12 protein-coding genes are annotated in these 15,246 nt (G+C 47.0%); 2 read left to right on the top strand and 10 right to left on the bottom strand.

Translation table 11 applies throughout. From position 1 onward, the window contains the following. The first annotated feature begins 119 nt into the window (after positions 1-119). The gene (gene nrdG, locus DWX57_RS12260) at positions 120-659 is read left to right on the top strand and encodes an anaerobic ribonucleoside-triphosphate reductase activating protein (protein WP_055146690.1); all 540 of its coding nucleotides are present in this window, start codon (positions 120-122) and stop codon (positions 657-659) included. 53 nt (positions 660-712) lie between these two features. Here nrdG and dut read toward each other — a convergent pair whose 3' ends face one another. From dut to DWX57_RS12220, 8 genes are all read right to left on the bottom strand, one after another. Further along, entirely contained in the window at positions 713-1,159 is a 447-nt protein-coding gene (gene dut, locus DWX57_RS12255) for a dUTP diphosphatase (protein WP_120124456.1), read from the bottom strand. A gap of 13 nt (positions 1,160-1,172) precedes the next feature. Continuing rightward, a complete protein-coding gene (locus DWX57_RS12250) occupies positions 1,173-2,201 on the bottom strand; it encodes a SurA N-terminal domain-containing protein (RefSeq protein WP_243106233.1) in 1,029 nt (342 codons plus the stop codon). Between the two features lie 57 nt (positions 2,202-2,258). Continuing rightward, positions 2,259-5,825, bottom strand: coding sequence for a transcription-repair coupling factor (gene mfd / locus DWX57_RS12245; RefSeq protein ID WP_055223059.1), 3,567 nt, complete (start codon positions 5,823-5,825; stop codon positions 2,259-2,261). A gap of 12 nt (positions 5,826-5,837) precedes the next feature. Beyond that, complete coding sequence (pth, locus tag DWX57_RS12240; RefSeq protein ID WP_015533697.1) at positions 5,838-6,395, bottom strand: aminoacyl-tRNA hydrolase; 558 nt, start codon at positions 6,393-6,395, stop codon at positions 5,838-5,840. Between the two features lie 43 nt (positions 6,396-6,438). Beyond that, a complete protein-coding gene (locus DWX57_RS12235) occupies positions 6,439-7,173 on the bottom strand; it encodes a sugar phosphate nucleotidyltransferase (RefSeq protein WP_119998154.1) in 735 nt (244 codons plus the stop codon). Positions 7,174-7,324: 151 nt separating this feature from the next. Next, positions 7,325-7,585 carry a septation regulator SpoVG gene (gene spoVG / locus DWX57_RS12230; RefSeq protein WP_015533695.1) on the bottom strand — a complete coding sequence of 87 codons (261 nt, stop codon included), beginning with the start codon at positions 7,583-7,585 and terminating at the stop codon, positions 7,325-7,327. Between the two features lie 79 nt (positions 7,586-7,664). Further along, complete coding sequence (gene glgD, locus DWX57_RS12225) at positions 7,665-8,789, bottom strand: glucose-1-phosphate adenylyltransferase subunit GlgD (protein ID WP_022217271.1); 1,125 nt, start codon at positions 8,787-8,789, stop codon at positions 7,665-7,667. Positions 8,790-8,791: 2 nt separating this feature from the next. Next, positions 8,792-10,060 carry a glucose-1-phosphate adenylyltransferase gene (locus DWX57_RS12220; protein ID WP_022217270.1) on the bottom strand — a complete coding sequence of 423 codons (1,269 nt, stop codon included), beginning with the start codon at positions 10,058-10,060 and terminating at the stop codon, positions 8,792-8,794. A 318-nt stretch (positions 10,061-10,378) separates the two neighbouring features. On the opposite strand from DWX57_RS12220, the gene DWX57_RS12215 reads away from it, so the two are divergent. Next, the gene (locus DWX57_RS12215; RefSeq protein WP_120124453.1) at positions 10,379-11,935 is read left to right on the top strand and encodes an asparaginase; all 1,557 of its coding nucleotides are present in this window, start codon (positions 10,379-10,381) and stop codon (positions 11,933-11,935) included. Positions 11,936-12,045: 110 nt separating this feature from the next. On the opposite strand, the gene DWX57_RS12210 is transcribed toward DWX57_RS12215, so the two are convergent. Both DWX57_RS12210 and DWX57_RS12205 read right to left on the bottom strand, forming a co-directional pair. Then, positions 12,046-12,447, bottom strand: a complete 402-nt coding sequence (locus DWX57_RS12210; RefSeq protein ID WP_015533691.1) for a Fur family transcriptional regulator — start codon at positions 12,445-12,447, stop codon at positions 12,046-12,048. 158 nt (positions 12,448-12,605) lie between these two features. Then, positions 12,606-15,095, bottom strand: coding sequence for an alpha-galactosidase (locus tag DWX57_RS12205; RefSeq protein WP_120124451.1), 2,490 nt, complete (start codon positions 15,093-15,095; stop codon positions 12,606-12,608). Between the last annotated feature and the right edge of the window lie 151 nt (positions 15,096-15,246).

Here is a 15,246-nt window from a genome sequence, read left to right as displayed (position 1 = left end):
CAGGCAACTGATATAAAATAACAATATGCATTAATAATTTCAATTGTATGGTCTGCATGTCGTAGAGGGCAACGCAGGCCATACTTTTGTTTTAAGATAAATTTAGAAGGGATCACATTATGAATTACGCAGATATCAAACTATTTGATGTGGCAAACGGAACCGGCGTCAGAGTGTCTGTATTTGTATCCGGCTGCACACACCACTGCAAGAACTGTTTCAACCCTGACACATGGGATTTCGGCTACGGCAAGCCGTTCACGGATGTGGAGATCAACCACATAATAGATAGTTGCAAGGAGGACTATATAGCAGGTCTCTCCCTGCTCGGCGGAGAACCTATGGAATATGTGAACCAGCAGGGGCTTCTTCCTCTGGCAAGAAAGTTCAAGGAGACCTACCCTGACAAGACCATCTGGTGCTACACCGGTTATACATTTGAAACCGATCTCTTAGACCGCATGTGTAATGAATGGGAGTATACAAAAGAACTTCTCTCCTACATTGACGTCCTTGTGGACGGAGAATTCATAGACGAACAGAAGGATCTGTCACTGAGATTCAAGGGCTCAAGGAACCAGCGTATCATAGATGTACCAAAGTCCTTGAAGACAGGCACCACAGTCCTGTGGGATGAAAGCGGAAAGTATTTTAAATAAAAGAAAAGCGGTCTGGCACACCATTAAAATGATGATGCCCGGCCGCTTTTTTGTTACTTTCCTGTTGAACCGAATCCGCCGGCTCCTCTGACTGTATCGCTGAGCTCGTCCACCTGATGGAATGCTCCAACGATATAAGGAGCGATCACAAGCTGTGCTATTCTCTCCTCAGGCTCAACCGTCTGTGCCCGGGTTCCGTGATTGTGGAGTGCAACCATGATTTCCCCTCTGTAATCCGCATCCACAACTCCAACCTTATTGGCCGGTGCAAGCCCCTTCTTGGATGCCAGACCGCTTCTCGCATACACAAGTCCTGCAAATCCCTCAGGTATCTCCATGGCTATACCCGTGTGAACCATCACCGTCTGTCCCGGCTCTATAGTAATCGCCTCATCAAGACACGCATACAGATCCGCCCCCGCTGCGTACTCTGAACCGTATGTCGGTATGACTGCCTTTTCATCCAGCTTCTTAATATTGATATCGTATACTGTTGCCATCTTTCTTCTCCTCTTATTCGTCAAATTTTATCTTGTTGTACACATCCATATCCACACTCTTACTGTATGAATATCCGCTGTCCAGCTCATCTATCCAGTCCTTCATAAGGTTGTCATAGTATTCCGCATCAGCGGCATCCGTGAGCTTCTTCTTGTTCTCGGCCGTGGCCTTCTCATCCGTAATGCTTATCATCTGGAATATATGGTAACCATACTCAGTCTCCACCACCGTGGATATCTCGCCATCCGACATGCTGTACAGTATGTCCAGCGTATCCTGGCCATAGGTGCTCAATATATCATCCCTGCTCATCGTATGTGTTCCCGCATACTTAAGCTCCTTTGCGCTTCCAAGGAATGATATATCCATATCTGTGCCATCCGAGGCTTCCTCTATGGATTCATATGCCTCATCCGCCTTTTTCTTCTGCTCATCTATCTTGTCCTGTGAGTACAGGGTGATATTTCCATAATCGTCCTCCGAGTAGCACTCAAAGAACATGTCATAAAATGTACTCATCCTGGCCTGCTCATCGGATATCTCCGTGGAGCTCTGCTTCATCACATAATCATATATCTTGTCTGCCAGTGCGCTCTCACGCAAAACTCTCTTCACCGTATCGAGTTCAAGTCCAACCTCTGCGATCTGGGCATCAGTCAATTTGTCATAGAACTCTTGCGCCGCCGTATCCTGATCCTTCTGCTCGCTTGCAGTCAGGCTTATGCCGTACTCCCCGGATTTGGTTATAAGAGTCTTGGTCTTTATGAGCTTTGATATCGCCTGACGCCTTGCTGCATCCACGGCATCCATCTCCAGACCATCATCAGTCACTATGCTCTGTTTCCACACGTCACTGCCATACTTTGATTCGTACTCCTCCTTCACAGTCTGGGCATAAATATACACCTCGTCTATCTCTATGTTCTGCCCATTGTATCTGAGAACTACCTCCTTGCCAGTCTCCTCAGTGGCATCACTGCCACATCCAGTCACGGCAAATGCACATATGAGCGCCAGCAGCACACACAACCATCTCTTCAACTGAACCGCACCTCCTTATCTTTGTATTCTCCTGTCTGTATATTTCTAACTCATTATCTATGCTTTGTTATCCACACTGTCTTCTTCACTGTGGGTCATTATCAACATCTGGGACATATCCGCCACGACAAATTCCGCCTTTCTGAGAAGATCATTTTTCTCCTCCCGTCCAAGCTTCAATATAAACTCAGGCTTTGCCCCCATGACAAATTTCATCCTGCCTGAATAACTCTTAACGAGCTCATCTATCCCATCTACATTTATGTCAGCCCTGTTGTACATGACAAATCTCAGGTCTCCGTCCTTGTACCATATACGGGTTATGAAGCAGATATTTGCATTTGCCCTTAACAGTGCCACATCAAGAAGATTCATTGTCTCGTCAGGGATGTCGCCAAATCTGTCAATGAGCTCATCCACTATGTCATTGTACTCATCCTCATTCTTGATGAGGGATATTCTCTTACAAAGCTCCAGCTTGACAAAGTCGTTTTTGACGTACGTCTCAGGGATGAACGAATCCACCGGAAGGTCTATCTCCGTCTCGTATTCATGGAAAACCTTCTCGCCGCGGAGCTCCCTGACCGCATCATTAAGCATCTTGCAGTAAAGGTCATAGCCCACGACCTCATAGTTGCCCGACTGACTCTCGCCCAGGACGCTTCCCGCACCTCTGATGTTGAGATCCGCCTTGGACACCTTGACTCCCGAGCCGAGATCCGTATATTCTTTTATCGCTCTAAGTCTCTTCTCAGCGACCTCGGATATCATCTTGTTGCGCCTGTAGAACATAAATGCAAATGCACTTCTGTCCGAGCGACCAACTCTTCCGCGTAACTGGTAGAGCTGTGCCAGACCAAACAGGTTAGCGTCGTGTATGATTATGGTATTTGCATTCGGTATATCAAGTCCGGTCTCTATGATGGTCGTGCACACAAGCACGTCTATCTCCTTTTTGTTGAACCGGTACATGATGTCCTCCAGCGTGCGGCCATCCATCTGTCCATGGGCAAACTCTACATTTGCATATGGCACGAGGCTTCTCACATCATCCGCAAATCTCTCTATGCCTTCGACCCTGTTGTACACATAGTATACCTGACCATGCCTTGCAAGCTCTCTGGCAATCGCCTCCCTGGCAAGCTCCCTGTCATACTCCATGACATAGGTCTGTATCGGTCTCCTGTCCACCGGAGGCTCCTCAAGCAGGCTCATGTCTCTGATTCCGACAAGACTCATATGGAGTGTTCTCGGGATAGGCGTCGCCGTCAGTGTCAGAACATCCACATTGGTCTTCATCTCTTTTATCTTCTCTTTGTGATTTACACCGAATCTCTGTTCCTCATCTATTATGAGAAGTCCCAGATTCTTGAACTCCACATCCTTTGAGAGCAGCCTGTGGGTTCCTATGACTATGTCCACCTTGCCCTCTTTCAGCTCTCTGAGTGTAGATTTTATCTCCTTCTGGGTACAGAATCTGCACAACAGTCTCACCGTCACTGGATAATCCTTCATTCGCTCTGTGAACGTCTCATAATGCTGCTCGGCAAGGATCGTGGTCGGCACAAGATACGCAACCTGTTTGCTGTCACCGACAGCCTTGAACGCAGCACGGATCGCCACCTCAGTCTTGCCAAATCCAACGTCTCCGCACACCAGTCTGTCCATGATCTTATGGCTCTCCATATCCGCCTTGACATCCTCTATGGCCTTTAACTGATCGTCAGTCTCAGTATAAGGAAATGTCTCCTCGAACTCCTTCTGCCACTCGGAATCAGGAGAATAGGCAAAGCCTTCCCTCGCCTGTCTCTCTGAGTACAGCTTTACAAGATGCTGAGCCACCTCGCTGACATGGCCCTTAACCTTGTTTCTTACCTTCTGCCACTCACTGCCACCGAGTCTGTTGATCTTCGGGGCTCGGCTCTCCTTGCTCCTGTACTTCTGTATCCTGTCCGTCTCGGAAGCCAGGACATATAATTTGCCGCCCTCAGCATACTCGATGACCAGATAGTCCTTCAAGGCACCGTCGACCTCTATCTTCTCAAGCCCACGATAGATACCTATTCCGTACTTCTCATGGACCACATAATCGCCCACGCTCACATCCGAGAATGACTTTACTATCTCCCCGGCACGCGGCAGCTTCTTCCTCGAAGCCTGCGAATGTGATGTCTTGCTGGAGAACACATCTCCCTCACTGACCACGATGAGCTTCATCTCCGGTATCATAAAACCGGCTCTGAGCCTTCCCGGCATGACCGCCATCTCTCTGGCAGCCAGAGCTTTGTCCGGGTCGTTCAGGTAATGACATATGACGTCATTGTCCATGAGGTTATCGACCATTCTCTTCGCACCGACCGATGATGGCGATACGAACAGGACGCTGTATTTGTCCTTCTTCCATTTCTTGATATCAGTAACCAGCGCATCAAAATTGTTCCTGTAGCTGTGAACCTCCCTGCTCTCGATCTCCACGCGGTGAGCATACTTTACACGGTCATCCTCACCCACAAATGAGTCAAAGCCCACAACCTTGTAGCGTCTGCATTTTTCCAGAACATCATCATAAGTGAACAGAACCTTCATCTGCCCCGGGAGGATATATCCCCCCTCCAGCCTGTGCGTCAGGCTGCTAAGAAAACTCTTCTCACTGCCATCCGCCTTCTCCGTGACCTTCTTCGTCTCATCTATGAAAATGTACGCATCCTCCGGCAGGCAGTCCACCAGAGACACCGTGTCACTGTAGAAATAATCAACATAGCTGTCCACTCCGTATATCGCACTGAACTCCGTGAGCTGTTCCTTCAGCGTGGCTATTTCGCCCTTTATCCTGGCATACGCCTCCGTCTGAAATGAATCCTTAAGCTTCTTCGCATACGGCTTCAGCTCTGCCTCCAGCCTGTGTATACCTCTGTCGATCCTCTCCTTTGAAAGCACCATCTCTCCCGCGGGATAAATTACAAGTTCATCCACATTCTCTATGGATCTCTGGCTCTCCGCATCAAATGTCTTGATGGTATCGACTTCATCGTCCCACATGTCTATTCTGTATGGACATTCCTCAGTCAGCGGAAATATGTCCACGATACCGCCTCGTATGGCAAATTGTCCCGGCTCCTCCACACTGTCAGTTTTTTCATAACCAAGGTCCACCAGCTTGCCCTTGAGCTCATCCAGATCAAGGGACTGTGCCGCATGGATATTTATCACGTATTTTTTCATATAGGACAGTGCAGGTATCTTGTCATACATTGCATCTACCGTGGCTATGATCGTACATGGTTCTCCCGTTGCCAGACGCCGAAGGACCTCCATGCGCCGTCTGGTTATGGCATTGCCGTGGACATCTGCACTGAAGAACAGAATATCCTTTGCAGGATACATATATACATCCCTTCCGTAGAACTTCATATCGCTGTACAGCTCCTCCGCACGCCTGTCGTTATATGTCAGTATCAGGCGCACCGATGCGTCATCACCGAAGCCCTGCATCATGAATACTCTGTCCGTGCCCTCGCCCGTCGTACCTGTCACATTGACAAATCCATCTCCGGATGCAAGCCACTCCTTCAACTCTGTATATATATTCAGTTTTTCAAATGGCTCACCAAGTACACGTATCATTCTCCATCACTCTCAATTAAACTTATTCATAGCTGCAACTGTGCCATCCGCCAGTATGGTCTCCACCGCATCGCAGGCATTACCGCAGCTCTCTCTTATATTCGCCAGATCTTCCTTTCCAAATCTCGACAACACATAATCAGCCAGATCCATGTGATCCGGCTTTTTGCCAACACCCACTCTGATCCTGACAAATTCCTGGCTGCCAACGTGCTGTATGATATTCTTCATACCGTTATGACCGCCGGCGCTTCCCTTCTGTCTGATCCTGAGCTTGCCGACGTCAAGATCTATGTCATCGTACACGACTATCAGATCTTCAACCGTGCATTTGTAGAAGTCCATTATCGCCCTTACGCTCTCTCCGCTGAGATTCATAAATGTCTGAGGCATGGCGAGTATGACCTTCTCTCCGTCTATTATACCCTTTCCTATAAGTGCCTTATGCTTTGCAGTGTCTATCCTTATATTATGTCTCTCTGCCAGCTCATCCAGAACCGCAAATCCTACATTGTGTCTTGTTCCGGCATATTTCGCACCGGGATTGCCAAGTCCAACTATGATCTTCATTTGGTCTCTCCATTTTCCTCCACCCAGGTGGATCGTTCTATTGTTATCTGTCCTCCATGATCTTCTCAGCATCTGCAAGCTGCTCCAGGGTGTTGACTCCTCTTATCTGGTCAGCATCGTCCATCGGAACAGCGGAAGCCGGAAGCCCCATTTTCTTTATTATCTCTATCGCATCCGGAAGATAATACTCTCCCTGGGCGTTGTCATTTGATATCTGTGACAGTGCGTCCTGAAGTGCTGCGCAGTCAAATATATACATGCCCGAGTTAACTTCCTTCACAGCCTGCTCCGCTTCGTCAGCATCCTTCTGCTCCACGATCTTTGCCAGGCTGTCACCGTCCCTTATGATCCTTCCATATCCAAATGGATCATCAAGCATCGCCGATATTACGGTTACACCATTCCCGCTATCCTTGTGGAAATCAAGTGCTTTTCTGAGTGTATCCCCTGTCACAAGCGGTGTATCTCCACAGAGTATGATCACATCCCCATCACGTCCAATAAAATCTGCAGCGCACTTTACCGCATGGCCTGTTCCGAGCTGCTCCTCCTGAAGCGCATAGTCAACCTTCACATCATTGACACTGGCAGCTATGGCTGACTTCACCTCGTCTGCCTTGTATCCAACGATCACACACACCTCGTCTGCACCCGCCTGGCGCGCCGCTTCTATAGAATAATATACCATCGGTTTTCCCATCACCTGATGAACTACCTTTGGCTTATCTGACTTCATTCTTGTTCCCTTGCCTGCCGCAAGTATAACTGATTTTACCATTATTATATCCTCCATATTCTATCTGGATCTAAACAGATACATTCTACTTTATACTATATTTTTTTACAAGACCATATAAAAAGAGCCAATGCTATCAGCTTGGTGACTTACGCCTCTAGCACTGGCTCTGAATGTCTATTTGAGACTGGTATTACTCTTCCAAAGATTCCTGATACTTTGAAAGAATCATACTCTGCAGACGCTCTCTTGTAGCTGTATTGATCGGATGAGCGATATCTCTATATTCTCCATCCGCTGCCTTTCTACTCGGCATCGCGATGAACATGCCCTTCTCACCCTCGATGATCTTGATGTCATGCACAACAAACTCGTCATCGATCGTAATAGAAACAACCGCCTTCATCTTGCCTTCCTTCTCAACACTTCTGATCCTGATATCAGTTATCTGCATCTGAATTACCCCCTTAACCCTGACACACATTGCGATCCCACACGCAATTGTCATTTGTACTACTTATACCGTATGCATCCTACAACGCATATCTGAAATCCTTCTCCACTATTACCTTGATGTCCTCAGGTGTTCCCTGATGTACTGTGTTCGCGCGGAGTGTATCCCTGCTCTCCACGATACAATTCTCGATGATGGAATTATCACCGATGTTGACATCGTTAAGTATGATCGAGTTCCTGATCACACAGTTATTTCCAATGTATACCTTCTTGAATATAACTGAGTTCTCAACGGTTCCGTTGATGATACAACCGCTTGCTATCAAGCTGTTATTTACCACCGCATCTGCATTGTACTTTGCTGGTGGGAGATCATCCACTCTTGAGTAGATATCCGGATGCTGTTTGAAGAAGAAGTCTCTTACGTCCTTCTTGAGGAAATCCATATTAGCTCTGTAATATGACTCCTTTGTTCCTATGTTTCTCCAGTAGCTGTCCATCTTGTATCCGTAAATTCTCTTGACACCCTTATATCTCACGAGAATATCTCTTACGAAATCATTTCTTCCCTCGTTGGCACATGTCTCAAGAAGTTCGATGAGCTGTCTTCTTCTTATGACATATACACCTATGGAAACCGTGTTGGTTCCTGCCACAAGAGGCTTCTCCTCGAAGTCTATGATCCTGCCATCCTCGTTCATCTTGATAACACCAAATCTGTTGATGTCATCCTCGCCCGGTGCCATATCCTTGCATACAACCGTGATATCTGCACCATTGCTTATATGCTCCTCAAGAACCTTGTTGTAGTCAAGCTTGTAGATACCGTCTCCTGAAGCGATAACTACATATGGCTCATGGCTCTCCTTGAGGAACTTGATATTCTGATAAAGTGCATCTGCTGTTCCCTTGTACCAGTAGCTGTTAGCTGCTGTGATGGTAGGTGTGAAGATGAACAGACCTCCCTGCTTTCTTCCGAAATCCCACCACTTGCTTGAGTTCAGATGCTCATTCAGTGATCTTGTGTTGTACTGTGTGAATACCGCTACCTTCTGAATATGAGAATTAGTCATATTGGAAAGTGCGAAATCAATTGCTCTGTAGCTTCCTGTGATAGGCATGGCTGCAACGGCTCTCTTTGCTGAAAGATCTCCCAGCTTATTGCTGTTACCACCTGCCAGAATAATTCCTAATGCTCTCATGTCTACTCACCTGCCTTTATAATACTACCGCCACTCGGAAGTGTTCCGTCCGGATAATCCGAAGGATCTGTGTCACCGAATATTGCAGTGTTCTTACCTATTGTTACGCCCTCAGGTATAACTGAGTTCTCACCTATAGTAACAAGGCCAAATGCGTAGATATTAGGCTTCATCTCATTGACAGCTTCCTCACCAACTCCAAGCTTGGCATTTGCACCAACCTTGACATTCTCGGCAATGATTCCCTTTTCAACATAGGCACCAGCTTCGATCGTAACCCCATTCATTATAATCGAATCCTTAACGACCGCACCCTCTCCTATGGTTACACAAGAGCCTATAACTGAATTCTCAACGGTTCCGTATATCTCGGTCCCCTCTCCGATGATACACTTGGATACCTTTGCCGCTTCATCTATGTACTGAGGTGGTATGGCGTCTGTCTTCGTATATATCTTCCAGAATTCCTCATACAGATTGAACTCAGGAACTATGTCGACAAGCTCCATGTTGGCCTCCCAGTATGAACCGAGAGTTCCTACATCCTTCCAGTATCCCTTGAAATCGTATGCACATATCTTGTTGCCGTTCTCATGGCAGTATGGAATAATATGCTTACCGAAATCGCATCCCGGCTGATCCTTCATGGTAACAAGTGCCTCGCGGAGGATCTTCCAGTTGAATATGTATATACCCATGGAAGCCTTGTTGCTTCTTGGGTTCTCCGGCTTCTCCTCAAACTCTGAGATGATGCCGTCATCATTCGTTATAACTACTCCGAATCTGCTTGCCTCCTCCCATGGAACCTGGTATGTGGCAAGTGTCACATCCGCATTCATGGACTTGTGATAGTCAAGCATGTGTTCATAATCCATCTTGTAGATATGATCACCGGAAAGTATGAGAACATAGTCTGGATTGTAATAATCTATGAACTCTATGTTCTGGTAGATAGCGTTGGCAGTACCTGTGTACCACTCGCTGTTGTTGCTCTTCTCGTATGGTGGAAGCACTGTGACACCACCAATGTTTCTATCGAGATCCCAAGGAATACCGATTCCGATATGCTGGTTAAGTCTGAGTGGTCTGTACTGTGTAAGTACACCTACTGTGTCAATCCCTGAGTTGATACAGTTGCTCAGTGGGAAATCGATTATCTTGTATTTGCCGCCAAATGCTACCGCTGGCTTGGCAAGCTTGGATGTAAGAACCCCAAGACGGCTGCCCTGTCCACCAGCAAGGAGCATGGCGATCATTTCTTTTTTAATCATGTAAGTCACCTCTCCATGCAAAATTATAAAGACATTATACCATCCTTTTTATAATAATCAAAGTTTTTTATGCATTTTCACAAAAAAAATGCGCATTTTTCGATTTTTTTAAACATTTTTTACTCATGGTATATATGACAAATGATGTATTTTGTCAGTATCAGGCGGTATTTTTTAGTTATTACTTACTTACACTCAATTACATTCTCATATTTTTCTTATATATTATGTAATTTTCATTTTGCAAACGGATATCTTTTTCATATAATGACTATATCGGAAGAAAATCATACAAAATACAAATGAGGTGTTGAATATATGTCAGAGATATTAGTAAAAGAATACCGTGGAAATATTGTTGAGAATGCACACCGCGGCTCCATCGCAGTTGTGTCATCCACAGGAGATACAATCGCCTACCTTGGCGACATAGAGAAACAGACTTTCATGCGTTCCGCAAGCAAGCCTATACAGGTGCTGCCTACACTGCTGGCAGGACTTCACAGAAGGTTCAACCTCACCGACGAGGATGTTGCCATGTTCAACTCTTCCCACTGGGGAAGCAACCATCATATATTTGTGCTGGAGGAGATCTCGCGCAAGACAGGATTGAATCCCGATGACATGATCATGAAGCCATGCGCTTCCACATCAGCTTCAGCGCTGGCGGCAAAGCTCACCGACAGGTCAAAGCTCCACCCAAGGCAGGGACAGAGCAAACTTCAGCACTGCTGCTCGGGAAAACATTTCAGCCTTATGTTGCTCCAGAGAGAGCTCACCGGTAAGCCGGACGGCTATCAGCTCAAGGATTCCCCTGTACAGCAGCAGATAATCAATTTCATATCCATGCTCAGCCAGACCCCTACATTCAAGATCGGGCTCGGCATAGACGGCTGTGGAGTTCCGGTATTTGCACTGCCACTTAGAAGCATCGCCATGTCCTACGCAAAGCTCATGGATCCATTCAGCCTGTCAAACGAACTCCGGGAGACTATAGACTACAACTTCTCATGCATCCACAAATATCCTGAGAAGATCAACGATTACGGAACACCTTCATATTATATCAACCAGAATTCTGACCTCATAATGAAGGACGGCTCCAGGGGTGTTATCTGTATGGCGATAAAGAGCATGAAGCTCGGTATCGCAGTAAAGCTTGAGGACGGATGGACGGATGAATATCAGGGAATGATAATCGCAAACATACTCGAACAGCTCAAGTACGAAAACACTGAACTCATCGAGAAGCTGAAAAACTGCTACACGACCAAGCTGTTCAACGACTGCGGCATTGAAGTGGGTCACTCAGAGGTCGACTTCAAGCTCGATATAGATCCTACATTTTTTGAGAAGCCTGAGGAGTATGTCGACTCCGATTCTGAATTTGGCGACACTGAATCAGATGAAAAATATGACCCTGATCTTGACAGCGCATTTGCTGATGAATACGATCCTGATCTCGACAGTGCATTTGCAGACGACGATACGGATACTTCCATCCACGCAGAACCGATAATTACAGATGCGCTGGATGACGATACGGATGATGAGCAGGAGGAAAATGACAGCAGCTTTGAGATAGACCTTTTCGGAGACGGCAATCTGGTGGATGCCGCCCCTGAGCGCACACCAGAGGAGGAAAGAGAGTTTCGCAACAAGAAGTCCATCCTCGGAATGACAGTTGTAAAGCCTTCGGCCAACAAGACATTTATCAGCAATCCACGCGTGGATCCTATAAGTGTAAACTCACATACAGTTGAGGCGCAGCCGGACACACCTGAATCTGACCAGAAAGACAATTCCGCGATTCCTGAATTTATAAAGAAGGAAATAAAATCTGCAAATATCATTTCACAGAAAAAGAGAGACTGACAGAGCAGATAAGATCCAGGCTCTTGGCATTGCCTGCACATACAAAAAGGCCGGTACACATACACCGCATACAATATGCGTTTATGTGTACCGGTCTTTTGCATTCCCCATCACAGACTTTTCAGGCTGTCCTTACAGGATGGACATATCCCGATGAATTCCAGGTTGTGTGACAGTATGACGAAATCGCTGTCCGCCTCCACGCCCATCTGTGTGATGGAATCCTGATATGGAAGCTCACTGTCAAATATCCTGTCACATACCTTGCAGCGTATGTGATAGTGATTCTCGGTATTGCCATCAAAATGCTCCATCTTGTCCCCTGAATACACATTCATGACAATTCCCTCATCAACCGCATCAGAGAGCACCCTGTACACAGTTGATTTGCCTATCTTATATCCTCTCTTTTCCAGTTCATCTATCAGACTCTGGACTGTAGGATGAGTCTTGAGTTCCTTTATAACAGAGTATATGACCTGTTTCTGCCATGTGTTACGCTTCTCACTCATTGTATAGTCCTCCTTCTGGTATTTATAATTTTCTATTAGGAACAGTTCTCTATAAGAGTAAGATAACACATTCCATATATTATTTCCACTATTTTTATAATGTAAGTTTTTCCTGTGATTCGATTCCATATATGAGCATTTGCATGTGATCATATATATCACTGTCTGGTGAAGGTATATAACCTCAGTCCATGCTCTGTCCAGAGAGCGGTCTGGTCGTTGTAGCCAGTTCCCGCAAAGTTCGGAGCAAGGTTCACTCCAACGCGGTTAAACACTGCACCGGACGCCTTTACATATTCCTTCTCGCCCTGAAGCTTTACCACTTTGTCTATCGCACTCTGGGTCAGGGAATCAGGTTTCACATGCACCGGCGTAACAGTGTTGATGAGATCTCCCATGAGCTTTACGCTGTACTGCAGGCTTCTGCCCTCCATGACATAAACTGCATTCTCGTCAAGTCCCTTAGTCCGCATATGCTTGTAAGTATAATTCGGTATCACCTGTCCCTCATAATAACAGGACACCGCCTCGGAGCCATCCTGGGAAACCACCATGAACTGGTATACATTTCTCCTGAGATCTGACACCGAACCATTCTCAATCCTGTGATATTCTCCGAACTGAAGTGTGTGCCTGTGTTTCTTGTAGAACTCCACCTGATCCTTTATGGCATCAAGATCTTTCTTCTTCATGTCACACAGGTTGCACTCATAGCCCAGCACGCCAAATGCCGCCACTCCGAATCTCGTCTCAAGAGGAGTAACTCTGAGTGTCTGGTGATTCGGACAGCCCGACACATGACTGCTGACAACCGACATAGGGTAACCATAGCTGTATCCCGTCTGTATCTCAAGCCTCTCCCTGGCATCCGTGTCATCACTTGCCCATATCTGCGGCATATAGCACAGTATGCCGAGATCAAATCTGTTGCCACCGGCAGCACATCCCTCAAACAGAATCTCAGGGAAACGCTTAGTAATCCTTCCCATGATATCGTAGAGTCCAAGCACATACCTGTGTCCAAATTCGCCCTGCCTGTCAGACGGCAGCGTCTGGCTGTACCTGTCAGACATGATCCTGTTCATATCCCACTTCACGTACGAGATATTCGCAGATGAGAACACATTTGCCATGGCTTCCACTATATGATCTCTCACGTCCTTGTTGGTGAGATCCAGCAGCATCTGATGACGCCCCTCGGCATGACTCTGTCCCGGCACTCTGACTGCCCACTCCGGATGAGTCCTGTAGAGATCACTGTCCTCGTTCACCATCTCCGGCTCGACCCATATACCAAAGTCAAGTCCAAGTGCATTTATCTTGTCCGCAAGCTGCTTTACTCCACCCGGAAGCTTGCTCCGGTTCTCCTGCCAGTCTCCAAGTGAGGATGTGTCATTGTCCCTGTGTCCGAACCAGCCGTCATCCATGACGAACAGCTCTATGCCGCACTTCTTTGCCTCTTTTGCAAGCTTCAGCAGCTTCTTCTCATTTATATCAAAGTATGCGGCCTCCCAGCTATTCAGCAGAACAGGCCTCTCCCGGTCCGCCCAGCGGCCTCTGACTATATGTCTTCTGACAAATGCATGCATATGACTGCTGACACCGCAAAATCCTGAATCTGAATATGTCATGACCGCCTCCGGCGACTGGAATGACTGTCCCGGCTCAAGCGCAAATGAAAATCCTTCCGGATTGATGCCGCTGAGTATACGCATACGTCCATATGAATTCTGTTCACAGCTCTCCATATGGTCTCCTGAATATATGAGATTGAAGCCGTAACACTCACCGTGTTCCTCTGAACTGCCGTGCTCAACCACCATGAAGAACGGATTGGCCCTGCTGCCCGAGGTTCCGGTCGACGATGAGACAGACACTCTTCCCTGCCTTACAGGGTGCACCGATCTGTGCATTTCCCTCGCCCAGGCTCCTCCGAAATGTATCATGTCATATTCCTGATACATTCTCATATCAAACTGCATGGACATAAGTCTGTCCACCCGCTCCACGTCATCACTTTCATTTGTCAGGCGGACACTTCTGGTTATCACGTCGCAGTCATCCCATGTGACATATATTAGCTCAAGCTTCTGTCTATAGAATTTGTCCCGGAGGGTTATGGTGAGCTGTGTTACCTCGCCCGCTGTATTCTGTCGCTCATATGCTTGTATGCTCTGCAATTCACCAGCCACACCGCTTCCCACTTCTGTGCCTTGCTGCTCATTTACTGTGTTGAATCTGCCATCTGTCCCCCTATGATATTCCACCGCACACGGAAGTCCTTCAAGCTCATCCCTGCCGTTTTTTATCTCGTATGATTCGTACACAAAGTCGCAGGTCGTACTGCCATTTGCATGGGTCATACAGACAAATGGTTCGCTGACATCCCCCTTGCCGGTTGACGACAGTTCCTGCAGCAGACTTTCTAAGGTAAGTCCACCATCCAGCGCTATGGCATTGCCGGTCTCGAACAGGCTGCGGTCATGTGCCACATCCCAAAGTCCCGCAATATTCTGATCTCCGCAGTCCAGACTCCTGCCACCGTAGTACAGGTGCTCAAGGTGTCCATCCGGGCGCACGCACATGGCATACTGCGTCGACTTTGTCTCCAGTATGAATACCTGATGTTCTTCTATATATCTGATCATAGCGGTTCCTCCTATCTAATATGTATCGCCCCTAATTGGCAGCGGTTCCTCCTATCTAATATGTATCGCCCCTCTCGCATAAGCGAGCGGGGCAGGTCGTCGGAACCGATTCCAAGTATGAACTTCGTTCATAGCGGTTCCTCCTATCTAA

Origin of the sequence: Coprococcus sp. AF19-8AC, from assembly GCF_003603115.1 — a bacterium.
Classification (GTDB): domain Bacteria; phylum Bacillota; class Clostridia; order Lachnospirales; family Lachnospiraceae; genus Coprococcus; species Coprococcus aceti.
Note: the sequence above shows the minus strand (reverse complement) of the source record. Positions and strands in the feature narration are given on the sequence as shown.

Bases quoted from the DNA above. Each gene is read 5' to 3' on its own strand.
- nrdG (WP_055146690.1), top strand. From the start codon at position 120: ATGAATTACGCAGATATCAAACTATTTGATGTGGCAAACGGAACCGGC.
- dut (WP_120124456.1), bottom strand. From the start codon at position 1,159: ATGGCAACAGTATACGATATCAATATTAAGAAGCTGGATGAAAAGGCA.
- mfd (WP_055223059.1), bottom strand. From the start codon at position 5,825: ATGATACGTGTACTTGGTGAGCCATTTGAAAAACTGAATATATATACA.
- pth (WP_015533697.1), bottom strand. From the start codon at position 6,395: ATGAAGATCATAGTTGGACTTGGCAATCCCGGTGCGAAATATGCCGGA.
- DWX57_RS12235 (WP_119998154.1), bottom strand. From the start codon at position 7,173: ATGGTAAAATCAGTTATACTTGCGGCAGGCAAGGGAACAAGAATGAAG.
- spoVG (WP_015533695.1), bottom strand. From the start codon at position 7,585: ATGCAGATAACTGATATCAGGATCAGAAGTGTTGAGAAGGAAGGCAAG.
- glgD (WP_022217271.1), bottom strand. From the start codon at position 8,789: ATGAGAGCATTAGGAATTATTCTGGCAGGTGGTAACAGCAATAAGCTG.
- DWX57_RS12220 (WP_022217270.1), bottom strand. From the start codon at position 10,060: ATGATTAAAAAAGAAATGATCGCCATGCTCCTTGCTGGTGGACAGGGC.
- DWX57_RS12215 (WP_120124453.1), top strand. From the start codon at position 10,379: ATGTCAGAGATATTAGTAAAAGAATACCGTGGAAATATTGTTGAGAAT.
- DWX57_RS12210 (WP_015533691.1), bottom strand. From the start codon at position 12,447: ATGAGTGAGAAGCGTAACACATGGCAGAAACAGGTCATATACTCTGTT.
- DWX57_RS12205 (WP_120124451.1), bottom strand. From the start codon at position 15,095: ATGATCAGATATATAGAAGAACATCAGGTATTCATACTGGAGACAAAG.